The sequence below is a fragment of the Hamadaea sp. NPDC051192 genome (genome assembly GCF_040682475.1).
GTDB lineage: Bacteria > Actinomycetota > Actinomycetes > Mycobacteriales > Micromonosporaceae > Hamadaea > Hamadaea flava.
Genome location: NZ_JBFBAZ010000024.1, coordinates 33,706 through 56,284, shown reverse-complemented (window position 1 = coordinate 56,284; position 22,579 = coordinate 33,706). Strand labels below are relative to the sequence as shown.

Genomic DNA, 22,579 nt, shown 5'->3' with positions numbered 1-22,579 from the left:
GACCGGGTGACAGCCCGGTCACACGCCCGCTGTCACCTCGGTGTCACCTGCGGGCTGGCATGCTGGGCCGATGCGCGTACTGGTCGCGGAGGACCACCCGCTGCTCGCCGAGACGATCGGGACCGGGCTGCGCCGCGAGGGCATGGCGGTCGACGTGGTGACCGACGGCGGCGAAGCGCTGCACCGGCTGGACGCCACGGCGTACGACGTGCTGGTGCTCGACCGCGGGCTGCCGGTCGTCTCCGGTGACGACGTCTGCCGTCAGGTCGGCGCACGCGGGCTGACCGCCCGCGTCCTGATGCTCACGGCGGCGGGCACGCTCACCGACCGGGTCGCCGGGCTCGACCTCGGTGCCGACGACTACCTGACCAAGCCGTTCGACTTCCCGGAACTGGTCGCCCGGGTCCGCGCGCTCGGCCGGCGGTCCGTCGCGCCGGTGCCGCCGGTGTTGCGGGTCGCCGACGTCGAACTCGACCCGGCCCGCCGGACGGTCACCCGGTCCGGCCGGCCGGTGCCGCTCACCGCCAAGGAGTTCACGCTGCTGGCGTACCTGATGGCCCGGCCCGGCCGGGTGGTCTCGGCGGAGGAGCTGCTCGACCACGTGTGGGACGAGGCGGCCAACCCGTTCACCACCACGGTGAAGACGACGCTCGGCCGGCTGCGGGCCAAGCTCGGGCCGCCGCCGATCATCACCACGATCCGGGAAGGCGGCTACCGTGCAGGCTGACCGGCCGCGACTGCGTACGCGGCTCGCTGTGCTCTATGCCCTGACCGCGATCGCGCTCGGCGCGGGACCCTTGGCCGTGGTCGGCCTCGGCGCCTGGTCCGGTGGATCCACAGAGGAATACGGCGCGCCGCCCGGGCCGCCGGACAACACCCTGGCCGTGCTCCTCGCCGCGCTGCTCGGACTGCTCGTGGTCGCTCTCGCCGCCGGTCCCATCGGGTGGCTCCTCGCGGGCCGCGCGGTCCGCCCGCTCCACGAACTCACCACCGCTGCCGGGGGTGCGGCCGCGGATCGGCTGCCCGGCCACGGCGAACTCGGCAAATACCAGGAGTACGCCGACCTGTCGGCCACGTTGACCAGCTTGTACGCCCGCCTCGACAGCGCGTACGCCGCCCAGCGGCGGTTCGTCGCCGACGCCTCCCACGAGCTGCGTACGCCGTTGACCGTCCAACGTGCCCTGATCCAGGTCAAGCTCGCCGACCCCGAGGCGGACGCGACGTCCCTCCGCGCGGTGTGCGAAGAAGTGCTCCGCCTCGGGGACCAACAGGAGCGGCTGGTCGGGGCCTTGCTGGCATTGGCGCAGGGGGAGCAGCGCCCGGTGGCCGCCGAACCGGTCGACCTGGCCCGGCTCGCCGCCGACGCGGTGGCCGCCCGCCGCTCCGCCGCCGAAAGCCGGGGCCTCACCGTACGTGCGGACATCCAACCGGCACTGGTGTCCCGGGCCGATCCGACGCAGCTGTCCAGCCTGATCGGCAATCTGCTCGACAACGCCGCCACCTACAACGTGGATGGTGGCCGGATCGACGTCGCCACTCGCTTCACCGCCGGGCGTACGGTCCTCACCGTCGCCAACACCGGACCGATCGTGCCGCCCGACGCCGTCGGCCGGATCATGCAGCCGTTCCAGCGCCTCAGCCCCTACCTTCAAGCCGATCAGCAGCCGGCCGACCATCCGCAGACGAACTCTGGGCTGGGACTGGCGATCGTCCGTGCCATCGCGGGCAGCCACGGCGCCGACCTCCACGTTCGCCCCAATGTGGACGGGGGACTCACCGTCACGGTCGGCTTTCCCGCAACCTGAGCACGCTTGGTGACAAGACGTCACTCGACGCGCGGGTGCACCCGGCAGTTGGTGTGCAGGTACTGCGCGCTACCGGTACCGCCGGCGAAGTCGTAGATCGCGACCGTCTGGGTGTCCTCCAGCTCGTCGGTCGGCGGCACCAGGAAGTGTGTCTCGCTGACGGCCAGCAGCTCGTACGTGACACGATCGGGCTTGCCGAGGAACTCCGCCTGCATCGGATCGATCCCGAGGGTCAGGTGGAGCTTGCCGTCCTCCGCGGTCACCTCGAACCGGGCGCCGGGGCGCTCGTAGACCCCGGCGTACCGGGTCGGGTCGAGAGTCAGCGCCGGGTCCGGGGCCGGGAGATCCGGCACGCCCGGCAGGCCGAGGTCGGTCAGGATCTCGGTGAACACCGTGCGGTAGAAGCTTTCCCGGGGTCCGCCGTTGGTCAGCAGCACGATGGCCGTGTTCGCCTCGGGCAGGATGCGCAGCCGGGAGTTCTGCCCGATCGTGCTGCCGTCGCTGGCGTACACCGTCTGGCCGTGCCAGTCGCACACGATGAGCCCGAGTGCCCACTCCGGCCCGAACATGTAGGGGTCCGGCACGGGCACCCGCGACTCCTTCATCTCCCGGACGCGCTCCGCCGAGAGGATCCGCTTTCCGTTGGGTGCCAACCCTTCGGTGAGGATGACGTACGCCATCGCGAGCACCTCCCGGACCGTCGAGGTGACGTTGCCGCCGGGGCCGAAGGCGCGCGGCAGGTAGTCCACCGGCGTGACGATGGGGTCCTCCGTCAACGACACGGTGAGGTGACCGGTCGCCGCCCGGCTCTCGTCGACCTGCTCGCGCCGGCTGCCGGTACTGGTCAGCCCCAGCGGGCCGAAGACGCGGTCGCGCATGACGTCGTCCCAGCGTTTGCCGTCGTGGACCTCCAGGATGCGGGCGAGGACGGCGTACCCCAGGGCCGCGCTGTAGCCGTGCGTGTGACCGAGCGGGAAGACCTGCGGCGCGTCGGCGACGGCGTCGACCATCCGCTCGTAGACGTCGTCGTCCTCGCCGGGATCGCCGTACGCCTCCTCGATCCCGTTGGTGTGCTGGAGCAGGTGCCGCGGGGTCACCGTGGCGCTGACCTCGGGATCGGCGACCGCGAAGCCCGGTAGGTAGGTGCGTACCGGGGTGTCGAGGTCCACCGCACCCTCGTCGACGAGTTGCAGGAAGGCCAGCGCGGTCCAGGTCTTCGTCATCGATCCGCACTGGTAGACGGTGTCCGTCGTCGCGGGCTCCCCGGTGACCACGTTCGTGACGCCGACCGCGAACTCGGTCAGCTCGCCGTCGCGGAGTACGCCGATCGCCGCGCTCGGGATGGCGTACGCCGTGAGCAGGTCGCCGATCCGGGCGGACAGGCCGGGCACGTCGATCGTCATCGGGGGAGCCCGACCGCGTTCGCGGCGTCCGCCTCGGCATACTCCGTCGTCGCGTACGCACCGGTGAAGCTCTCGAAGAAGTCGCGTACGCCGGCGACGGAATCGTGCGTGATCACGTTCACCGCCTTGGCCCCGTCCTTGCTGGCGACCGCCAGCACCCACTTCGCACCCTTGGGCAGCTTCGAGTGCGCCTTCTTCAGCGCGCCCCAGAACTTGGCGTCGTCCGAGACGGTCGACACGGCCAGCACATGCATCACGGTTTCCTTTCCGACGTTCCCTCCGGAGGTCTCCGGCTACGGAAAAGCTACGTTGCGTTTCGGTATAAGGCAACGCTGTGAAGTGAGAAAACCCTTGCCAGAGGCCAATCATTGCAACAGAATTGTCGGTGAACGCAACATCCGGCCACGGACGTTGCACTGTACTGTGAGTGAACGCAAGAGAGGAGACGCCGGTGCCGGGAGCCAGGCTGACGCCGGAGGACCGCAGCCAGATCGCGCGCTGGCTCGCCGACGACCTCGGGTACGCCGAGATCGGCCGCCGCCTCGGCCGCCCGACCTCCACGATCAGCCGCGAAGTCGCGCGCAACGGCGTACCCGGGGATTATCTGGCCGACCACGCGCAGGAGGTCGCCGGCGACCGGGCGCGGCGGCGCAAGCCCGCGCGACCGCCCGAGCCCACCGCCGCCGGGACGGAACCGGCCCGCGAGTTCGTGGACGAGTTCGCGGTCCTGCTGGCCGCGACCGGACTGCCGCGGATGACCGCGCGGGTGTTCGTCTGCCTGCTCACCGCGGACGCCGCCGGTCTGACCTCGGCGGACCTGGTCGCGCGGTTGCACGTGAGCCCGGCCTCGGTGTCGAAGTCGATCGCTTACCTCGAAACCATGGACCTCGTCGTCCGCCGACCGGACGTGAGCGGCCGCCGCGAGCGGTACGGCATCGACGACGACGTCTGGCTCCGGGCGTGGCAGGCTGACACGGGCGCGCACACCGAGATCGCGACCGCCACCCGGCGCGGCATCGAGATCTTCGGCGAAGGCACGACGGCCGGGGCCCGGCTAGCCCGGATGGGCCAGTTCTTCGGCCGCCTCAGCGAGCACATGAGCGGCAGCACGCTCGCCGAATCCGTCGTCTACGACGCGCTGACCGTGCTCGCCGCCCTGATGTACGCCGCCCGCCCGCTCACCCCGGCCGACCTCGCCGCCGCGCTCGGCTGGCCGCCGGAGCGGGCGACCGCCGCCCTCGACGCGATCGACGGGCAACCCGCGATCGCCGATCCCTTTGCGCTGCAAGCGATCGGGCCCACCTATTCGCTCATCCCGCGGCCGGACCGCCTCACTCCCGCCCAACGCCAGGCGCTCGTCCCACACTGATCATGCGAGGTTCGCGAAGGCGTAGACGATGAGGATGAGGAAGGGGAGCGCGCCGCAGATCCAGCTCACGGCGGCGACTCCGGCGACGATGCCGTGAGTCTTACGGGAAGCGGGGCCGGGGAACAGCCCGCCCGCGAGCGCGACGGCGGCGAAGGCGGGGAGCGTCGCGATCAACCAGGTCAGATATGCGCCCTTCGCGCCACCGCCCCGGCCGCCGCTGAGGTAGTCGGGCACGACGTCGCCGAAGATCCCGGCGAGCGCCGCCACCACCACCCCGTGCCCCAGCACCAGGCCCGCGTTCCGCCAGCCCAGCCGCACGGGTCGGCCCACCCGGCGCGCCCACCCCGACAACGCGAGCGTGCCGACCGGCACCGCGATCGCGTACCAGCTGATCAGCAGGAAGCCGACGTCCTGCCATCGCTCGCGCGCCTCGCGGAGCGCGGTGACGTCGTCGGCCGCCAGGGCGACTCCGACGGTGGCGGTCACCGACGCGGCCAGGGCCGCGATGCTCAAGCCGATGCGCAGGTGACGGTACGCGGGCGTGGGGGTCTCGCTCACGGCAAGATCGTACGCAGCCGGATCGCCTTACGGGACGCGAGTGGCGAGGGTGCCGGCCAGCTCGTCCATCTGCCGGGCCAGAATCGTGGGCTGCTGTGTGGTCAACCGCGTCTCCAGATCCATGAGTAGGCCGGGTCAGCGGCGCAGGGTCTCCAGCGTCCGCCGGGATGCCGTCAATTCCGCGTCATAGCGGACCGAGTCTCGTTCGGCGAGGATGCGGTGGATCTCGACGGCCCGCCGGGCCGCGTCGCGACGGTCGGGCAGGGTCTTGCGGCCGGCGCGCACCTCGGCGAGGTTGCGCAGGGCCACGGCGTGATCGTGCTGGTACCGCCGGTCGTCCCGCGCCATCGAGTCGTAGAGCCCCACGAGGCGCAGGGCCACCTCGTACTGCCGTTCCTTCTGGTGCAACTCGTTCAGGCACAGCGCGGCCTGGAGGAGGATCTGGCCGAGCCGTGCCCGGTCGGCGACCGTCGCCGGTGGTACGCGCTCCAGGGCCTCGGCGGCGGCCTCGGCCGACAGCAGGGCGTCCGTCCACGCGTCGAGCCGGGCCTGCCGGTGGGACAGGTCGAGCAGCGCGCCCGCGTACTCGGGGAGGTAGCGGGCCGCGTCGTCGGCGGCGAGCATCCGGTACTCGTCGGCGGCTTCGCGCGCGGCGTCCGCGGCGGCGTCCCGGCTGGCCGCTTCACGGCCGCTGTTCGCGAGGTACTCCGAGAGGTCCCGCAGGCACTCCGCGATCTCCGCCATGCCGTCGATCCGGGAGAACTCCTTGAGCAGCCGGGCCTGCGCCACGGACTCCTGCGCCGCCGGCAACGCCTCCTCGGCCCCGGCTGCCTCGGCCTGCCGCTTGGCGAACCGGCGCAACGCCCGGACCAGTTTGCGCATCTGCTCGGGATTGCCGCCCATCGCGACCGGTCGGCGGTGCGCGACCGCCTGTTCGGCGTACGAGCGGGCCAGGTCGCGGCCCAGCGCGCCGATCGGCAGATCGGCGACCGCGTCGAGGGTGTCGGCCAGGTCGGCCGGATCGCGGGCTTCCCCGTCGCCGGTCGCCTCCCGATGCAAGGCGACCGCCCGTTCGGCGGCGGCCGCCGCCTCCGCGCCCCGGTTCGTCTCGGCGTAACAGGTGCACAGGAGCATGGCGACCGCGGTCCGCTCGTCCAGCCACGGCCGGGCCGGGCGCTGATCGGCGGCGTACTCGGTGGAGGCCCGGCGCGCGTACGCGATGGCGGTATCCCAGTTGCGGAAGGCGGCGAAGCAGCGCGCGGCCTCGTGCAGGGCGACCGCGTACGGGCCTCGGTAGACGTCCGGTTCGCGGGGACCGAACTGGTCGTACAGGACGACGATCCGGGCCGCGACGTCCGCCGCGTCCTTCGGCCGGTTCGCGCCCATCAGCAGGTCCCGGTGCAGGCTGAGGGCCCGGACCTGGTCCGTCGCCGGGATGTCCGCCGGATCTGTCTCCACCGCCCGGGAGACGAGGGTGAGGCTCTCGTCGCGCCGGCCGAGGTGGCTGAGCGCCACGGCCGCGTTGGTGTAGGCGGCGGCCAGGACCCGGTTCGCCGCACCGCCGTCGCCTGGCTGTCGCGGGGCCGGCTGCGTCGACAGCAACCCGATCGCCTGCTGCGCGATCTGGGCGGCTTCGGTGTGCTGGTCGCGGGTGGCGTGGATCGCGGCCCGGTTGACCAGTGCGGCGGCGAATTCGGTCCGGAGATCAGTCCGTCCATCGTGGAGTGCCCGGGTGTACGCCGTCAGCGCCTGATCGGCGGAGTGGGCGGCTTCCCGCCAGCGACCGGCCTCGGCCAGCCGCAGGCTCAAGGTGTGCTGGGCCAAAGCCAGTTCGGCGAGGACCGAACCCGGGGCGGCCTTGTCCGCCTGGGTCAGCGCCTCGATGGCCTCGGTCGCGGCGTCGAGCGCGGCGGCGGGCTGCCCGGCCTCGCTGAGCCGGACCGACAGCGCCATCGCCGCCGAGGCCAGGGCCGGCAGCTCCGAGGCGGGGTCTGCCTCGGCCGCTTCACGGCACAACCGCAGCGACCGCCGCAGCGCGTCGAGGGTGGCTTCGGCTCCCCGTAGCTGGAACTGTGCCTGAGCGACCGCGTCCAGGCAGTCGATCAGCAGCGGCCGAGCCGTGGCGGGTTCGACGGCGTACATGCGCTGGGCGGCCCGCACGGCGTCCTCGCGCGCGGCCAGCGAGGCCGTGGCCTGCCCGTCGTCCCAGAGCACCTCGGCGAGCTGGGACGCGGCGTCCACGAGCCGGCCCGACAGGTCGAACCGTGCGTCGGCCGTCGACTCGCCGTCGACCAGCACGTCCAGTACGCCGACCGCCTCCCGCAGCGCCGCCAGCGCACCCGGCAGATCGCCTGCCTGGACGGCGTACGCGGCCTGCTTGGTCAACGCGTCCGCCAGCTCGGGGCGCCCGTGCGTACCGGTCGCCTCGGCGAGCGTGCGGTAGACGCCGGCGGCCTGCCCGGCGAGGTCGGCCGCAGCGGTCGGCCGCCCGGCCCCGGCCTGCAGCCGGGCGTACAACTGACGGCTCTCGGCCAACGAGATCACGTAGCCCGCGCCGCGGTCGCCGGATTCGACGAGCCACTGATACTGCTCGACGGCCCGACCGGCGAGATCTGCCGCAGCCGTCGCCGAACCGACCTCGGATCGGAGCACGGCGTACGCCGCCAGCTGCGCGGCGAGCGCGGGCCGAACCCGATCCTGGCCCTCCTCCACGGCGACCTCGTACGCCGTGATCAGCCGTTCGTGCAGCCGCCCGGCGACCTCGGCGAGCGGCCCGGCGGTCGCCGGCACCCGGTCGAGCAGCGTCCGGCAGAGGTCGTCGGTGAGATCGCTGTCCGGGTCGTCGACGATCCGCTCCACGATGGCCAGTGCGGCCGGCTGTGCGTACGCCGCCTCGATCAGTGCGGGGCCGAGTTCGCGTACGCGGTCGCCGGCGAGCTTGCCCACCCGGTCGAGCAACGCGGCGTCCTCCGTGGCCGACAGCAGGGACAACGCCCGGCGGGCCTGCTCGGGTTCCACCGAGGGCAGCATCGCCTCCAGCAGCGACGACCCCGCCCAGCTCTGCGCGATGTGTTCCAGCAGCAGCGGCCGGGGCCGCAGCGTGCCCCAGAACGGTCCGTCGGCGTCGTCGGGCGGAAAGAGCCCGCGAATCCAGGCCGCCGTGTCACCGATCACCGACTCCGCGACTCCGCGCATCGTCATCCGCAGGGTCTGCACTGCGGTCGCCTCGTCGGCCGCGCCGAACAGCAGAGCCGCCGCCAACCCCGCGGACCACGACGTCTTCGCGTCGGCCGGGAGCGTCTCGGTCGCCTGCCGCCACCGGAACTCCTCCTCGTCGAGCAGTACGCCCACCGCCGACCGCCGGTCGTCCGACGCCCCGGTCAGCAGGCTCGCGAGCGCGGCCATGTGGAGCTGGAGCGCGTCGCCGGCGTCGGGAGTGGCGGCGTACCGGCGTGCGCCGGCGACGAGCCAGCCGTCGGGTCCGGGCAGCCACGGCTCGGGCGGTAGGGACAGCAAGCCGCCGAAGGCGATGGTCGCCTCGGTGAGCCGCTGCGCCATCGCCTCCGCGTCGGTGGCGAGCGGGCCGAGCCGATGCACCCGGGCCTCGAACAGCAGGTCGAGGGCCGGATCGGGCGGCAGCGACGGATCGGCGGCCAGTAGGAGCACTCGCACCCTGCCGCCCGTCGGCAGCACCGTCCGGGCGAGCGCGGTGATCGCCGGCAGATGCCGATCCGCGTCGGCGATGAGGAACACCGGTAACCGGGAGTGCGCCACGCTCTCCAGCCAGTCGCCGGCCAGCCAGTCGCCGGCCAGCCAGTCGCCGGCCGGACGGTCGGCGAGTTCGCCCACGGCCCACCCGGCGTCGCGCAGACTGTCCGCGACGTGGCGGGCGAGCCGCCGCTTGCCCTGCCCAGCCGGCCCGACCAGCAGGGCGCCGGAGCTGGGACGCCGTTCGCCGCACCACTGAAGGATCTGATGCGTCAGCAGTTCCCGGCCGTGCATCGGGACGACCGCGTGTTCCGGCAGCAGCAGCGTGGCGGGCCGGCTGATGTCCAGGTCAGGTCGCCAGCGCCGGATCGTCCCGGCGAGTTCGACGGGTTCGAGGCGGATCCGCCGTCCGGCCGCCTGGTCGACGATCGCCCGGAAGTCTTCGTCGGCCAGCAGCGGGGCGACCGGCCGCACCAGGGGCCGGCGTCTGGGCTCACCAGGGCGGGCCAGCACGCCCACCAAGATCTGTCCACTATATACAGCAGAACCGGCGGGCAATTGGTCGGAGAGAGCGGGCCGGCATTCTCGCGAACCGTCCGGAAGGGTGGCTGAATTATTGATCTCGATCGCGACCGGATGATCTCCGTCCAGCACCGACGTGATCCATTGGTCGCTACTCGTGAGTACGCCCCATCGGGTGATGAACGCGCTATTCACCCATTCGTGATCGATGATCTCTAATAGCGCGACCGCGGATTCCGCGCCGTTGCGCGGCCAGATCCGTTCGGCGGCGTACCGGTGGTCCGAGCCGGCCGGCGTGACCGTCGGCGAGGCGCCCGGAGGACAGACGTCCGAGCTGGTCAGCACCATGCGAGGGGCGATCAGTACGCCCGCTCCGGCGTATGGGGAGCCGTCGGCGGTCCCGATCCGGACGCGGCCGCGGTCTGCTTCGGACATCGAGAACCTGCTTCCGAGAGAACGTCGGTGACTCTCATGCCGACGCGTATGGTAGACCGCGTCACTCGTCCCGGCGGTGCGTCGGCGAGTCGTGATGACGACTGATGGGAATACGGAACTCTGCTCTAGAGTGCGGCGCATGCCTCGCCAGCCGGGAGATGTGCGCGCGCAGACAATCATGATTCCGATTGACCCGCCCGGCGTCGCGGCCCGAGCCGGGCGACGCCGGTACGCCGACCGCCGAATGGACGGCGTGGATCGCTTGCGCGATCCGGAGATCCGCCGATTGCAGGCCCTGCTGAGCACCGAGTCGACCGGGCAGAGCGGCGGCGGCCCGGGTGGCGACGGTGCGGCGGCCGATCTCGTCCACGGGCTCACCCAGCAGCTCGCCGAATCCGCCAGCCGCGGCGACCTTCCGGTGCTCCAGCGCTTCCTCGGCGCGGTCGTAGAGAACGACTCGCTGGCCAAGGCGCTGGCCGAAGTGGAGGGCGCGACCAGGTTCGGCAGCCTGATCGAATTGGCCCGCCGCCGTAAGGGCGCCAAGGCGCTGCATCAGGCGGTCAACGACGGGACGCGGACGGCCGACGAGATGCGGGCGGCGATCCGCGCGCAGCCCTGGGTCTTCGGCGGTCGCTACATGCCGCCGGTCGACCTGCAGGACATCGAGATCCTGACGACGGTCGACCTCGCGCTGATGCGCTCCGATGGCGCGATCCACCTCGTCACCATCGGCCCGGCGAACGTGCCCGACCTGATCGGCCGCGCCGACGACGGTCTGCGGGTCGGGCCGCTGGTGGACAGCCTGGTCCAGAAGACGATGAACTACCTGCACACGGTGGAGGCGCAGGAAGGGCTGATCCGCGAGAAGCTCGGCGTCGAGTCCAAGCGGGCGCTCGCGACCGTCCTGATCGGACATCCGGCCTACGCGACCGAGAAGGTCAAGGACGGCGTCCGCAACACCCTGCGTACCTTCAGCAGCCGGCTGGTGGGTCTGGAGATCATGACCTACCAGGAGCTGATGGCCAGTGTGGACCAGACCCTGGACCTCTACGAGCGGGGCGAGCTCGACCCGTTGGAAGGCTAGCGGCGCAGATCCCACCGGCGCACGGCCGCCTCGGCCCGCACGGTGACCTGATGGTCCGCGCCCAGCACCGCCCTGGCCCGCACGAACACCTGCTGATAGCGCCGCAACGCCAGCGCGGCGTCGGTCGCCTCCAGCCGGACCGCCTCGTTGAAGAGCGCGACGAGTCCAGCCTCGTCGTCCGGTTCCGGCATCTTCCGGTCGTACGCCGAAAGCGGCGTACCGGTCTGGTCGGTCGTGGTCTCCCTCTCCGGGAACGGGTTCGGCACCAGGCGAGCGGTTCTCGGCGCGACGCGGCCGGGGGCCAGCACCCGCGACGCCGCGCCCGCAGCGTGGGCGGCCAGCTGGAAGAACCACCAGCGGACCGCCGGGCGGAGCCGCGCGTACGCGGTGAAGGCGAGCCCAAGCGCCTGCAGGCTCAGCCAGTACTGAAGCTGCCATGCACCGGTGGACCCGGTCCGGGTCCGCGACACCGTCCGGGCGAAGGTTTCACACAACGCCGTCGTCACCGCGAACGGCGGTTCCGGTCCGTCACCCCGCCCGAGGTCCAGCAGATGCCGGATCAGCGGTCGCCAACGGTCCTCGTCCAAGCCGTCCAGCCCGCCGCCGACGGCCGAGAGCAGCATCGTCACCAGATCCCGGGTCAGCGACCCTGTCTCCCGGGCGGTCGCGAGATCGATGATCCGATACGCCCCGAGATCGGGTACGCCGCCCGGCGTCACCGGGATCAGGACGTTCAGCAGATGCAGGTCGCCGTGCGTACGCCCGCTCAGCACGTCGATGCGGGGCGGGGCGCCGTCCCACCAGTGCCCGGCGGCTGACGGCAGTGGATTGGGCAGGACCGGTCCGGCGGGATCGACCATGAGCCAGGCGTCGCGGATGTCCAGCAGTCCCGCTCGCCGGGCCCAGCCGTTCAGCGTTCCGCCGGACGCGACGGTGGCGCCGACCTCGTCCTGGAGGAACCGGCTGACCGAGACCGACGGCCGGGACAACCGGTGGTCGTTCCAGGACCCGGTCACTCCGTCGAGCACGAGCGCGCAGGCGTCGGCCAGGCGCTCGGGTGGGACTTCGGCCAGCGGGACGGTCGTGCCGCCGTCGGCCGCCAGGTCCTGGAACATCAGCACGTGGCCCGACTGGGTCGTGAGCGCGTCGAACCGCTGCCCCACCAGGTGGTCGCGGGCGAAACCAGTGGGGTCGTCGTCGAGGAAGAACCGATGCCGGGCGGGTTCGCCCGTCGGCCAGCCCGGCGAGGACGGGTTCTCCGGCCACGGCGGGATGCGTTTGACGAGCACCTTGTAGGAGACCCGGCCCCGGTCGACCAGGAGGCTGTGCAGGGACGCGCCGGAGTAGCCGTCCGACGACCGCCAGGGCGGCCGCGGCACGCGTACGCGATGGCCGTTGGCCCGGCACCAGCCGCGGACGGCGTCGGCGCTGTCCCTCCCGAGATAGTCGGCAAGCTGCCGGAACTCGTCCGGTTGCTCCATGGCGGGGACCTTAGCCGACCGCCGGGATTCCACTATCGGCAATCCGACGCTCCGTCCGCCGCCCGGGGGATGGCCGCGTGGAGGACGACGGCGTTCGATGGCTCGCGTGACAGTGCTTTCGCGGACGTTCGGGAGGATCGCGGCGCCGATCGTGATCGGCTACAGCTGGCTCGTGCTGGTCTACCTCATGGCGCGGCCCGGCCTGCCGTCGTTGTCGGCGGCGACCGGCGTCGTCGGCGTCCTCTACGAGGTCGCCCAGACGATGGGCAAGTACCTCGGCTTCGTCGCCGGGACGATCATCGCGTTCGGGCTCGGCTGGGCGACGATCTGGCTGGTGATGATCGGGCTGCGGGTGCTGCCCGTGCCGAAGGAGGTCCGGGAGATCCAGCTACGCCGGCCGGAGCTGGGCGACCGGCGACCCTCCTACGGCAACTTCCGCGAGGAGCCGACCACCGAATACGTGGTGCACGGGGTGGTGCCGCCCGAGCTGTACAGCCTCGGCCCGTTCGTCGACGACTTCCGCTGGATGTGCACGCAGGTCCAGATCTTCGTGGCGGCGCCCTGGCCGCTGGCGGCGCTGGCCGGGTACCTGTCGGCGGTCCAGTCGCGGTGGTGGCTGGTCGCGGTCCCGATCATGCTCGTCCTGCTGTTCTCGGGGTACCGCCGCTACATCCTGGCCTGCCGCATGCTCAGCCGGGCCGGGCTGGCGTACGCCGAGCAGATGCACGCCGAGGCCGAGCGGCGCTGGTTCGAGGGGCGCGAACGGGCCGCCTGATCCTCAGCTTTACCGTCATAAGCCGCATACCTCCTCATATGCTGACCCATCTGCTGAGAAGATACGGGGGTGACCGACCCCAGCCGACGACGCCGCTACCGCGCGGGCGCCCGCGACGTACGCGACGCGCTGCTGGGCCTGGTGCCGACGGCGGTGGCGCTGCTCGTGGCGTCGTGGCTGGTGGACGGCTTCGAGCTGACTCCGTGGTGGGCCGCGATCGTCCTGGCCGCCGCGACGGGCGTGGTCGACGCGGTCGCCCGGCCGCTGCTGCGCCTGCTGGCCGGCCGGGCCGGGGCGGTCATGGCGCTCACGGTCGGCCTCGTCGTGCAGCTCCTCGTGCTGTGGGTCGCCGTGCTGATCGTCCCGGGCGCGTCCATGAGCGGCGTGGGCGCGTTCCTCGGCACGCTGTTCGTGGTGGCGATCATCCTCGCGGTGACCCGCTGGCTGCTCGGCGTGAACGACAGCTCCTATCTGGTTTCGGACCTGATCCGGCGCGGTACGCGACGTCATCCCACCGACGCCGGTGACGGCACGGAGGGCGTCGTCGTGGTGCAGATCGACGGGATGCCCTATCCCGTCCTGCGGTTCGGTGTGCTCTCCGGCGACCTGCCGACCCTCGCCCGCTGGGTCCGGTCCGGCAGCCACGACATGGCGCAATGGTGGGCGCGCGTACCGTCGACGACGCCGGCCAGCCAGGCCGCGCTGCTGCACGGCACCAACGACGGCATCTGTGCCTTCCGCTGGTACGACAAGGAACTGGGGCGGCTGGTGGTCACCAATCGCCCGGCCGACGCGGCGCTGGTGGAGTCGCGGCTGTCGGACGGGCGGGGACTGCTCGCCGGCGGCGGCGTCAGCGTGTCCAACATGTTCAGCGGCGACGCCGCCACCTCGCTCATGGTGATGAGCCGCGTCTCCGGTACGCAGGGCCTCGGCCCCGGCCGGGCGTACCTGCGGTTCTTCGCCAGCCCGTTCGTCTTCGCCCGGGCGCTGGTGCTCACCGTCGGAGAGATGATCAAGGAGCTGTACCAGGGACGCCAGCAGCGCCTGAGGGGCGTCGAACCACGCATCCGCCGGCACGGTTCGTACGTCGCGCTGCGAGGTGCGACCAACGCCGTGCTGCGGGACCTGAACGTGGCGCTCGTGGCCGAGCACATGATGGCGGGCGCGCCGGTGATCTACGTCGACTTCGTCGACTACGACGAGATCGCCCACCACGCCGGGGTCGCCCGAGCCGAGTCCCTCGCGGCGTTGCGCGGGGTGGATCGCGTACTGAGCACATTGGAGCAGGTCGCGGCGGCCGCGCCGCGTCGCTATCGGTTCGTGGTGCTCTCCGACCACGGTCAGAGCCAGGGCGCCACCTTCCTCCAGCTCACCGGCCGAACCCTCGAAGCCGCCGTGCGGGAGCGCATCGGGGCCACCCCGGCGGCCTCGGTGGACGAGACGCAGGCGGTGGAGGCGTGGGGCCCGGTCAACGCCATGCTCACTCAGGTGCTCAGCGTCACGCGTACCACCTCGCAGTGGAGCGCCCGCCGCGAACAGCAGGCGGGCGGCGCGGGCATGGTGCTCGGACCTCGCCACGATCTCAGCGCCATCGGCCGCCCGGAGCTGGTGGTGGCCGGGTCCGGCAACCTCGGGCTGGTCTGGTTTCCGCGGCTGCCGGGCCGCGTGCCGTGGCGGACGCTGGAGCGCGAGTTCCCCGGCCTCGTGCCGGGACTGCTCACCGAGCCCGGGATCGGATTCGTGGTCGTGGACAGCGAGCGCGGTCCGCTGGCGATCGGACCCGCGGGCGTCCACGTGCTGACCGACGCGGTGATCGAGGGGACCGACCCGCTGTCGCCGTTCGGGCCGCGCGCCGCCGCGGACCTCGCCCGGGTGGCGGCCATGTCGACCGCGCCGGACATCATCGTCCACTCGACCTTCGACGACCGGACCGGCGAGGTGCACGCCTTCGAGGAACTGGTCGGCTGCCACGGCGGCCTGGGCGGCTGGCAGAACCGGGCCGCGCTCGTGCACCCGGCCGACTGGCCGCTGGACGACGACCTGCTGGACCGGTCCGTCGACGGCGAGGCCGTCCTCTACGGCGCGGACGTGGTGCACCGGCAACTCGTGCGCTGGCTCGAACGGTGCGGAGTACGCGCCGCCAAGCCGGACGAGTCATGAGGATCACCTGGCTGGGGCATTCGGCGGTGCTCCTCGAAGTCCCCGGTCTGCGCCTGCTGGCCGATCCGCTGGTCCGCCGCCGGATCGGCGGACTCGTCCGAGCCAAGCCGTTGCCGGAGGTGGCTGTGCACCTGGCTCGGCGTGATCCGCCGGTCGACGCCGTGCTCGTCTCCCACCTGCATCACGACCACTGCGACCTGCCGTCCTTGCGGGCACTGCGCGCACCGGTCGTCCTCGCGCCGCCGAGAGCGGGCGCGTGGCTGCGCAGCCAGGGCGTCGACGGCGTGATCGAGGCGACCGTGGGCGGCAGTACGCATCTCGGCGCGGGAGTCACCGTGACCGCCGTTCACGCCGAGCACCAGGGTCGCCGCGAACCGCGCGGGCCGTCCGCCGTGGCCGTCGGCCATGTCGTCGACACCCCGGACGGGTCGGTCTGGCTGGCCGGCGACACCGGGCCGCATCAGTCCTTCCGCGATCTCCGGTACGCCACCCGGACCGGACGGCTCGACGTGGCGGTCGTCCCGGTGTGGGGCTGGGGTCCCACCCTCGGGCCGGGCCACCTGGATCCGCGTACGGCGGCTCGGGCGGCCGTGCTGTCCGGAGCGTCGCAGGCGATCCCTGTGCACTGGGGAACGCTGCATCCGTTGGGACTGCGGCGATTCATGGGATCCGTGCTGACTCAGCCGGGGCCGCTGTTCGCCGAGGCGCTCTACGGCACCGGAGTCCGGCCGCACGTCCTACGCGTCGGCGAGCACCTCGACGTCCAACCGATCAGCTAGCCGATCACTGCGGGGGCGGGGCGGTGCTTTCGCGTACGGTCAGCGTCGTACCGAGTTCGAGCCCGACCTGCGGCGTGCGTTCCCCCCGGCCGAGCGCTAGCGCCAACTCGGTCGCGGCGACCGCCATCTCCGTCAGCGGCTGGTGGATCGTGGTCAGCGGGGGATCGGTCAGCGCCGCGATCGGCAGGTCGTCGAAGCCGACCACACTGAGATCCGCCGGTACGCGCAGCCCCGCCACCCGGGCGGCCTGGTAGACGCCGAGGGCCTGCAGGTCGTTGCTGGCGAAGATCGCGGTGGGCCGGTCGGGCCGGCTCAACAGGGTCTGCGCGGCCGTGTAGCCGCCTTCGCGGGTCAGCTCGGCGTGCACCACCAGATGCGGCACGAGCAGCCGTCCCGCCGTCTCCAGCGCCGCGCGGTAGCCGTCGAGCCGGGCGCGGCAGTAGAGCTGGTCACCGGGCCCGGCGATCATGCCGATCTGGCGATGGCCCAGTTCGAGGAGATGGCGCGTCGCCGTACGCCCGCCGTTCCAGTTGGTGGCTCCCACGAACGGCACGTCCTCGGGCAGTTCGCCGCTCGGGTCGAACACCACGAACGGGATGCCCTGCGCCTTGAGCTGACTGCGTTGCTCGCCGGACAGCTGCGCCACAGTGACCACACAGGACGGACGGCGGGCCAGGGCGTCGTCGATCCAGTACCGGATGGCGCCCCGATGCGGCCCGAACTCGGTCAGCACCACGCCCATGCGGTGCTCCCGGGCGACCCGCTGCACCCCGTGGATGATCTGCAGGCCCCACTGGTGTTCCAACTCGTCGAAGACCAGCTCCATCAGCTTGTTCGGGTTCGGCCCGGTGCTGGGCTTGCGGTAGCCGGTCTCGCTGATCACCGCCTCGACCCGGGCGCGGGTGTCGGCCGCGACGCCCCGGCGGCCGTTGATGACCTTGGACACGGTCGGGATCGACACCCCGGCCGACTCCGCGATGTAGGAGATCGTCACCGGGCGGGCGTCGTCGTCGGCGTCGGGCACCTGGCTCTCCTCCTTCCCGCGCCGTGCGCCGGTCCACCCGGCCGGCGTCCTCGTGAACGCGGCTGCGCGGCGGACCGGCGTACGGCGCAAAGGATACTGCCAAGCGGTCCCCGCTAGGCCGCTTCGGCGGTGGGCTCGGCGGCGGGCTCGGCGGTGGGCTCGGCGGGCTCGTAGTCGAACCAGTCGAACCGCACCGTGCCGGCGGCCGCGTACATGCCGATCACCCGGCCGGTGAAGCCACCGGCGACCTCCGTCGACAGGTAGCGGCCGTCCAGCTCGGCCAGCACGTCGAAGGCGCCGTCGGCGTACTCGACACCCAGGCGCAGCCGATCCGGCTCCTTGCACGGGTTCCAGTCCGCCGGGTCGGTCGCGAGCACGTCGACCCGCAGCCGGACCTTCTCACCTGGCACGGCCTTCTCACCTGGCACGGCCTTCCCACCTGGCACGGCCTTCTCACCTGGCAAGGCCTTCTCACCCGGCATGGCCTTCGACGCGACGGTGGTGCGTACCGAGCCGAGCCGGGCGAGCACGCTCACCTGGCCGTCGCCCGCCTCGATCTCGTAGTGGTGCCGCTCGTCCAGGCGTACCGCCAGGCCGCCACGGCCGTCCGCGGTGTCGATCAGGGTCCGCGCCCGGCACGACAGGTGCTGCTGGCGACGGCCGACGAAGATCACCTCCGGGTGGTCCAGCGAATCGCCTCGGGCCCGCAGCGTGAGCCAGCCGCTCCGTTCGGCCAGCGACCAGTACGGCGCCGGCCGGGAGCGTACGGACACCCAGCGCGGATGCAGCCGCTCGGCGTCGAAGTCGTCCCGGACGGGCGGTGCGGGGACGGGCGACGGCGGCCATGGCGGGACGGCCGTCGCCGGGGCGACCTCGCCGACCACGGGCCAGCCGTCGACCCAGGTGACCGGGGCGAGGAAGGTCTCCCGGCCGAGCACATGCCAGCCGGGTGTCCCGCCACGCGGGCGTACGCCGAGCAACACCAGCCACCACGACCCGTCGGCGGCCTGGACGAGGTCGGCGTGGCCCGTGTTCTGGATCGGCCGGTGGGTGCCCCGGTGCGTGAGGATCGGATTGGCCGGGCACGGCTCGAACGGCCCGTCCGGCGCGGGGCCCCGGGCGATGGACACGGCGTGTCCCCGCTCGGTGCCGCCCTCGGCGATCATCAGATACCAGTAGTCGCCGACCCGGTAGAGATGCGGGGCTTCCGGCGCCTGGGCTCCCGGCGTACCGGACCACAAGCGGACCGGCTCGCCGATCGCCTGCCCGGTCGCCGGGTCGAGCTGCACCTGCGTCACCCCGGCAGTGGTACAGAAGCAGCGGCCATGCTCGTCCCAGGCCAGATCGGGATCGATCCCGACCACGCCCGGCAGCAGCGTCGGCTCCGACCAGGGTCCGGCCGGATCGGTCGCCGTGACGAGGAGGTTGCCGACCCCGACGTTGGTCGTGATCAGCCAGAACCGGCCGTCGTGGTGACGCAGCGTCGGTGCGTACACCCCGGCCGACGACGGCATGTCCGCCGTCAGCACGAGTTGGCTCGGCCGGTCCAGAGCGTTGCCGATCTGCTCCCAGTGCACCAGGTCGCGGCTGTGAAACACCGGTACGCCCGGGAAGTACTCGAAGCTCGAGCACGCCAGGTAGTAGTCGTCGCCGACCCGGCAGACGCTGGGATCGGGGTGGAACCCGGCGATGACCGGGTTCGCGAAGGTCTCGTCGGGCCAGTCGCTCGCGGTGGCGGCGACGGCCGGGGCCGGCTGGGGAGTCGAACTCACGCGCAGGGTTCCTTTCACTGTCCGGTGCCGTGCTTCTCGCGGATGCCCTCGTAGAACTTCCGAAGGTCGTCGCCGCCCTGCTTGCGCCAGGCGGCGACGGCGGCCCGGTAGTCGTCGATCGACTTGCGACCCGACCGCACATCCTTGATGGTGTCCTCGACCTGCTGGCCGATCGAGGCGTACTGGGCGGGCTCGGTGACGTTCATCGCGAAGAACATCGGCCGGACCGCGTGCTTGACCGCGTCCGCCTGCCAAGCGGCGTAGTCCCTGACGACCTGGGTGAACCCGTTCTTGACCAGCGACACCTGCGGCCCGCTGACGAGGAACTGGTAACTGGTCGCCACATCCTTGGAACCCTGCTGGGTCAGCACCGGATTGCCCCCGGTCATCGTGTAGTCGACGTCCGCCGCGCCGAAGTTGACCAGCAGATACTCCTTCGACCCGTACGGCGCGGCGAGGAAGTTCGCGATGGCCAGCGCTTCGCGGATCTGCTTGTCCGACAGCTTCCTGTTCAGGTAGCTGAACCAGCCCGCGCCGGGGCCGAGCTGGATCTGCGGCGTACCGCCGGTGGCGCTGAAGACCTTGACCAGCTGGCGGCTGTACGCCGGATTCGCCGCGGTGCCGCCCTTGTGGTCGTCGCCGTCCATCGCGCCGGTGCCGCCCGCGCCGATGGCGACCTTGCCGCTCCAGAACCGTTGCTGGCCGTTGCCGGTGTTGCCGGCGAGCGCGTCCGGGTGGACGTAGCCGGCCTTGGCGAGCCGGGCTGCGAACGACATCGCCTCGACGATCCCGTCGGTCTCATACTGGTGGACCAGCTTGCCGTCCGGTCCGGGATTCCAGGTGCTGACCACGCCGTACGGGAAGAGCAGGAACGGCCACAGGTCGTCGAAGGCCCAGCGGCCCGCGTTCGCGTCCGTCAGCAGTTTGCCGGCCGAGAACAGGTCATCGGCCGACTTCAGGTCCGGCGAGACTCCGGCGGCTTCGAGCAAGTCCTTGCGGTAGAACAGATATCCCGGGAAGTTGTTCGGCGAGGAGAACGACGGGATGCCGTAGAGCTTGCCGTTCCACACCCCGGCCTGCCACGCCGCCGACGGGATGTTGGCCAGGTTCGGATACTGGGCGACCTTGTCGCCGGACAGATACGGGGTCAGGTCGACGAACTGCTCGACCGCCGTGCCGAGGTTCAGCTTCTGGTTGCCCCAGGACGGGATCTGGAGCCAGTCGGGCAGTTTGCCCGCCGCGAACAACGCCGGAAGGGTGTCCACATAGGTGTTTCCGTCGGCGGGCTGCATCGTCATCGTCGAACCGAGGGCGGCGTTCACCGCGTCGTAGTAGGTGTTACCGCTTGACGGTGGAATGGCGCCCCACAACGGCGTACGCGTGGAGAAGACACCGCCGGACCCGGGTATCGCGGCGACCGTCTGGGCCGGAGTGGCGGGATAGCTGAGGAAGGCCGGATCGGACGCGGCGCCGGTGGCGCCGGTGACACTGGGGATGTCCGGCGTGACCGAGGTGCTCGGGATGTACTTGGGCAGGGCCCGCTTGAGCTCGTCGGCGCCGGTCGTGCCGGGGGCGTTGGTCTTGTCGCCCGGACCGCAGGCGGTCAGACCGCCGGTCGCCAGCGCTCCGGCGGCGGCTGCCGCACCGGTGAGGACGGCCCGCCGGGAGAGTCGCGTTGCTTCGGGAAACGACGTCATGGAAACCACCTTGAGGAAGAGGGGGAGCCGGTGGCGGCCTGGCAAGACCCAAGCCGGGCCGCCACCGGCAGCTGCGGAGGCCGGCCCGCCCTGGCTGGGTTTCAGCCGGTCGCGCGGGCCGAGCCGTTGAGGCTTCAGCCGGTTGTGCAGGCGGAGCCGTTGAGGGCGAAGCTCGTCGGGCTGGCGTCGTTGCTGGACCAGGTGCCGGTGAAGCCGATCGACTGGGAGCCGCCCGCCGGGATGGTCGCGTTGTAGGCGGCGTTGACGGCGGTGACCGCGGCCCCGGACTGGGTGACCGTGGCGTTCCACGCGTTGCCGACCCGGGTGTCGCCCGGGAACGTCCAGGTGAGCCGCCACCCGGTGATCGCGCTGCTCCCGGTGTTGGCGACGGTCACGTTCGCCACGAGACCGCCCGGCCACTCGCTCGACTTCACGTACGCGACTCGGCACGAGCCGCCCTGACTCGGACTGGTGCTCGGACTAGTGCTCGGCGACGCGGATGCCGAAGCCGAGGCGGAGGCAGACGCCGACGCGCTGGGACTGGTGCCCGTCCCCGGGTGCAACTGCACCACGACGATCGAGTACGCCGGCACGGTCTGCGTCCCGGAGCTGCCGGTCGTGGCCGATCCGATGCCGGACGCGTTCTTCAGGTACGAGTAGACCGTCGGGCTGCCCGCCGCCGCGGTGAATCCGCTGTAGGAGAGGCCCACCGACACATCGTTGTTCGGGTCCTTGTTGATCAGCATGACCGACAGGTCGGCGTTGACGCGCTTGACCGCGTGCGCCGACAACAGTGACGACGAGCTGGTGGCCTGGACGAGCGAGTCGCCCGGACTGAACAGCTTCGTCATCAGCTGGATGCCGTAGTACGGCGCGAACGGCGTGTTCGCCGCCGGCTCACAGGACGCGCCGCTGGAGACCACGCCTCCGTCGTTGTAGTCGGTCGCGCCCTGGATCGTGGTGACCTTGCTGCAGTCGGTGCCGTTGCGCAGGTTCCACCAGTCCATGGTGAACGCGCCGTTCTCGAGCCAGGACAGGTAGGTGTCCGGGGCGTACAGCCCGGCGGGGGAGGTGTCGACGGCGTACTGCGAGTTGCCCTCGGTCACCGCGATGCCGACGTTGGGCGCGTTCGTGCCCGCGTACTGGGTGATCAGCGTACGCAGGGTGCTCGTCATCGCCGGGATCTCCGCCTGCGGCTTGCCCAATAGCTCGGCTTCGCTGGTGCTGTACGGGTAGTGGTGCACGATCACGTAGTCGATGCGGGACCCGGCGATCGACAGGACGGTGTGGTTCCAGTCCATCGTGTCGCCGGACCCGATCACGCCGTCGGGCCAGTTGTTGGGCGTCGTCAGCACCGCACCGATCTTGATCGTCGGGTCGACCGCCTTCATCGCGGTGATGAACTGCAGCAGGTTCGTCGCGTACGCCGCCGGGCTCTTGTCCGCGTGGTTGTCGGTCTCCCACTGCGCGCCGTAGTGGCCGTTGCCGTACAGCTCGTTGCCGATCTCCCAGTACTTGATGCCGTAGCCCTTGGTGACGTTGGCGTAGCGCACCCAGTCGGCGGCCTCCTGCGGCGTGCCGGAACCGTAGTTCGCGGTGATGATCGGCTGCGCGCCGGCCGCCTTCACGGTGGCGACGTACTTGTCGAACTCGGTGTTCGGCGCGACGTAGCCACCGCCTTCGACGGTGTGCGTCTGCCAGTGATATCCGTCGGCGTACCCGCCGCCGGGGTAGCGCACCAGTTTCATGCCCGCGTTGGCGAGCAGCTGGGTCGTCTCCGGATCGTTCATCCGGCCGTCCCACACGGCCACGTTCATGCCCACGGCTTCGGTGGGAATGGTGGCCAACCGCTGGCCGGCGTTGACCGACACGGTCGCGGCCGTCGCGGCGGCAGCGGGCAACGTGACCGCGGCAGCGGCGCCGGCGGCGATCGTCAGGACGGCGAGGGCGGGAGCGAGGGACCTTCGGAGGTTCGTGGAGCCGGACATGGGGCCTCCCAAACGAGAA

Annotated in this window: 16 protein-coding genes; 7 read left to right on the top strand and 9 right to left on the bottom strand. The window is 71.6% G+C overall.

The window, feature by feature from the left end; genetic code table 11:
• The first annotated feature begins 70 nt into the window (after positions 1–70).
• Positions 71–727 carry a response regulator transcription factor gene (locus tag AB0M47_RS13320; RefSeq protein WP_363412500.1) on the top strand — a complete coding sequence of 219 codons (657 nt, stop codon included), beginning with the start codon at positions 71–73 and terminating at the stop codon, positions 725–727.
• Positions 717–1,805 carry a HAMP domain-containing sensor histidine kinase gene (locus AB0M47_RS13315; protein WP_363412498.1) on the top strand — a complete coding sequence of 363 codons (1,089 nt, stop codon included), beginning with the start codon at positions 717–719 and terminating at the stop codon, positions 1,803–1,805. Before AB0M47_RS13320 ends, AB0M47_RS13315 begins: the two co-directional genes overlap by 11 nt.
• A 20-nt stretch (positions 1,806–1,825) precedes the next feature.
• On the opposite strand, the gene AB0M47_RS13310 is transcribed toward AB0M47_RS13315, so the two are convergent.
• Together AB0M47_RS13310 and AB0M47_RS13305 are read right to left on the bottom strand one after the other, a co-directional pair.
• A complete protein-coding gene (locus AB0M47_RS13310) occupies positions 1,826–3,208 on the bottom strand; it encodes a serine hydrolase (RefSeq protein WP_363412496.1) in 1,383 nt (460 codons plus the stop codon).
• The gene (locus AB0M47_RS13305; protein ID WP_363412494.1) at positions 3,205–3,462 is read right to left on the bottom strand and encodes a hypothetical protein; all 258 of its coding nucleotides are present in this window, start codon (positions 3,460–3,462) and stop codon (positions 3,205–3,207) included. Before AB0M47_RS13305 ends, AB0M47_RS13310 begins: the two co-directional genes overlap by 4 nt.
• Before the next feature lie 173 nt (positions 3,463–3,635).
• Here AB0M47_RS13305 and AB0M47_RS13300 point away from each other — a divergent pair, with 173 nt between their 5' ends.
• Positions 3,636–4,577 (top strand): MarR family transcriptional regulator, encoded by a 942-nt coding sequence (locus AB0M47_RS13300; RefSeq protein ID WP_363412492.1) that lies wholly within the window; start codon positions 3,636–3,638, stop codon positions 4,575–4,577.
• Here the strand turns inward: AB0M47_RS13300 and AB0M47_RS13295 are convergent, their stop codons facing one another.
• On the bottom strand, positions 4,578–5,135 hold the full coding sequence (locus AB0M47_RS13295) for a hypothetical protein (protein WP_363412490.1): 558 nt from the start codon (positions 5,133–5,135) through the stop codon (positions 4,578–4,580). It lies immediately after the preceding gene.
• Positions 5,136–5,270: 135 nt separating this feature from the next.
• Positions 5,271–9,800: a hypothetical protein gene (locus AB0M47_RS13290; RefSeq protein WP_363412488.1), complete on the bottom strand. Its 4,530-nt coding sequence runs from the start codon at positions 9,798–9,800 to the stop codon at positions 5,271–5,273.
• Between the two features lie 178 nt (positions 9,801–9,978).
• Between AB0M47_RS13290 and AB0M47_RS13285 the strand changes: the two genes are divergently transcribed.
• Positions 9,979–10,884 carry a hypothetical protein gene (locus tag AB0M47_RS13285; RefSeq protein WP_363412486.1) on the top strand — a complete coding sequence of 302 codons (906 nt, stop codon included), beginning with the start codon at positions 9,979–9,981 and terminating at the stop codon, positions 10,882–10,884.
• On the opposite strand, the gene AB0M47_RS13280 is transcribed toward AB0M47_RS13285, so the two are convergent.
• The gene (locus AB0M47_RS13280; protein WP_363412484.1) at positions 10,881–12,365 is read right to left on the bottom strand and encodes a hypothetical protein; all 1,485 of its coding nucleotides are present in this window, start codon (positions 12,363–12,365) and stop codon (positions 10,881–10,883) included. The two genes, AB0M47_RS13285 and AB0M47_RS13280, sit on opposite strands and share 4 nt — an antisense overlap.
• Before the next feature lie 106 nt (positions 12,366–12,471).
• Between AB0M47_RS13280 and AB0M47_RS13275 the strand changes: the two genes are divergently transcribed.
• The 3 genes from AB0M47_RS13275 to AB0M47_RS13265 all read left to right on the top strand — a co-directional run bounded on the left by AB0M47_RS13275 (position 12,472) and on the right by AB0M47_RS13265 (position 16,079).
• On the top strand, positions 12,472–13,140 hold the full coding sequence (locus AB0M47_RS13275; protein WP_363412482.1) for a hypothetical protein: 669 nt from the start codon (positions 12,472–12,474) through the stop codon (positions 13,138–13,140).
• A 69-nt stretch (positions 13,141–13,209) separates the two neighbouring features.
• Positions 13,210–15,300: a phage holin family protein gene (locus tag AB0M47_RS13270; protein ID WP_363412480.1), complete on the top strand. Its 2,091-nt coding sequence runs from the start codon at positions 13,210–13,212 to the stop codon at positions 15,298–15,300.
• A complete protein-coding gene (locus tag AB0M47_RS13265) occupies positions 15,297–16,079 on the top strand; it encodes an MBL fold metallo-hydrolase (protein ID WP_363412478.1) in 783 nt (260 codons plus the stop codon). Before AB0M47_RS13270 ends, AB0M47_RS13265 begins: the two co-directional genes overlap by 4 nt.
• A 4-nt stretch (positions 16,080–16,083) precedes the next feature.
• Here the strand turns inward: AB0M47_RS13265 and AB0M47_RS13260 are convergent, their stop codons facing one another.
• The 4 genes from AB0M47_RS13260 to AB0M47_RS13245 all read right to left on the bottom strand — a co-directional run bounded on the left by AB0M47_RS13260 (position 16,084) and on the right by AB0M47_RS13245 (position 22,560).
• Positions 16,084–17,103, bottom strand: a complete 1,020-nt coding sequence (locus AB0M47_RS13260; RefSeq protein ID WP_363412477.1) for a LacI family DNA-binding transcriptional regulator — start codon at positions 17,101–17,103, stop codon at positions 16,084–16,086.
• A gap of 113 nt (positions 17,104–17,216) precedes the next feature.
• Positions 17,217–18,875, bottom strand: a complete 1,659-nt coding sequence (locus AB0M47_RS13255; protein WP_363412475.1) for a glycoside hydrolase family 43 protein — start codon at positions 18,873–18,875, stop codon at positions 17,217–17,219.
• 14 nt (positions 18,876–18,889) lie between these two features.
• Positions 18,890–20,572, bottom strand: coding sequence for an extracellular solute-binding protein (locus AB0M47_RS13250; protein ID WP_363412473.1), 1,683 nt, complete (start codon positions 20,570–20,572; stop codon positions 18,890–18,892).
• Between the two features lie 134 nt (positions 20,573–20,706).
• Complete coding sequence (locus AB0M47_RS13245; RefSeq protein WP_363412471.1) at positions 20,707–22,560, bottom strand: cellulose binding domain-containing protein; 1,854 nt, start codon at positions 22,558–22,560, stop codon at positions 20,707–20,709.
• Between the last annotated feature and the right edge of the window lie 19 nt (positions 22,561–22,579).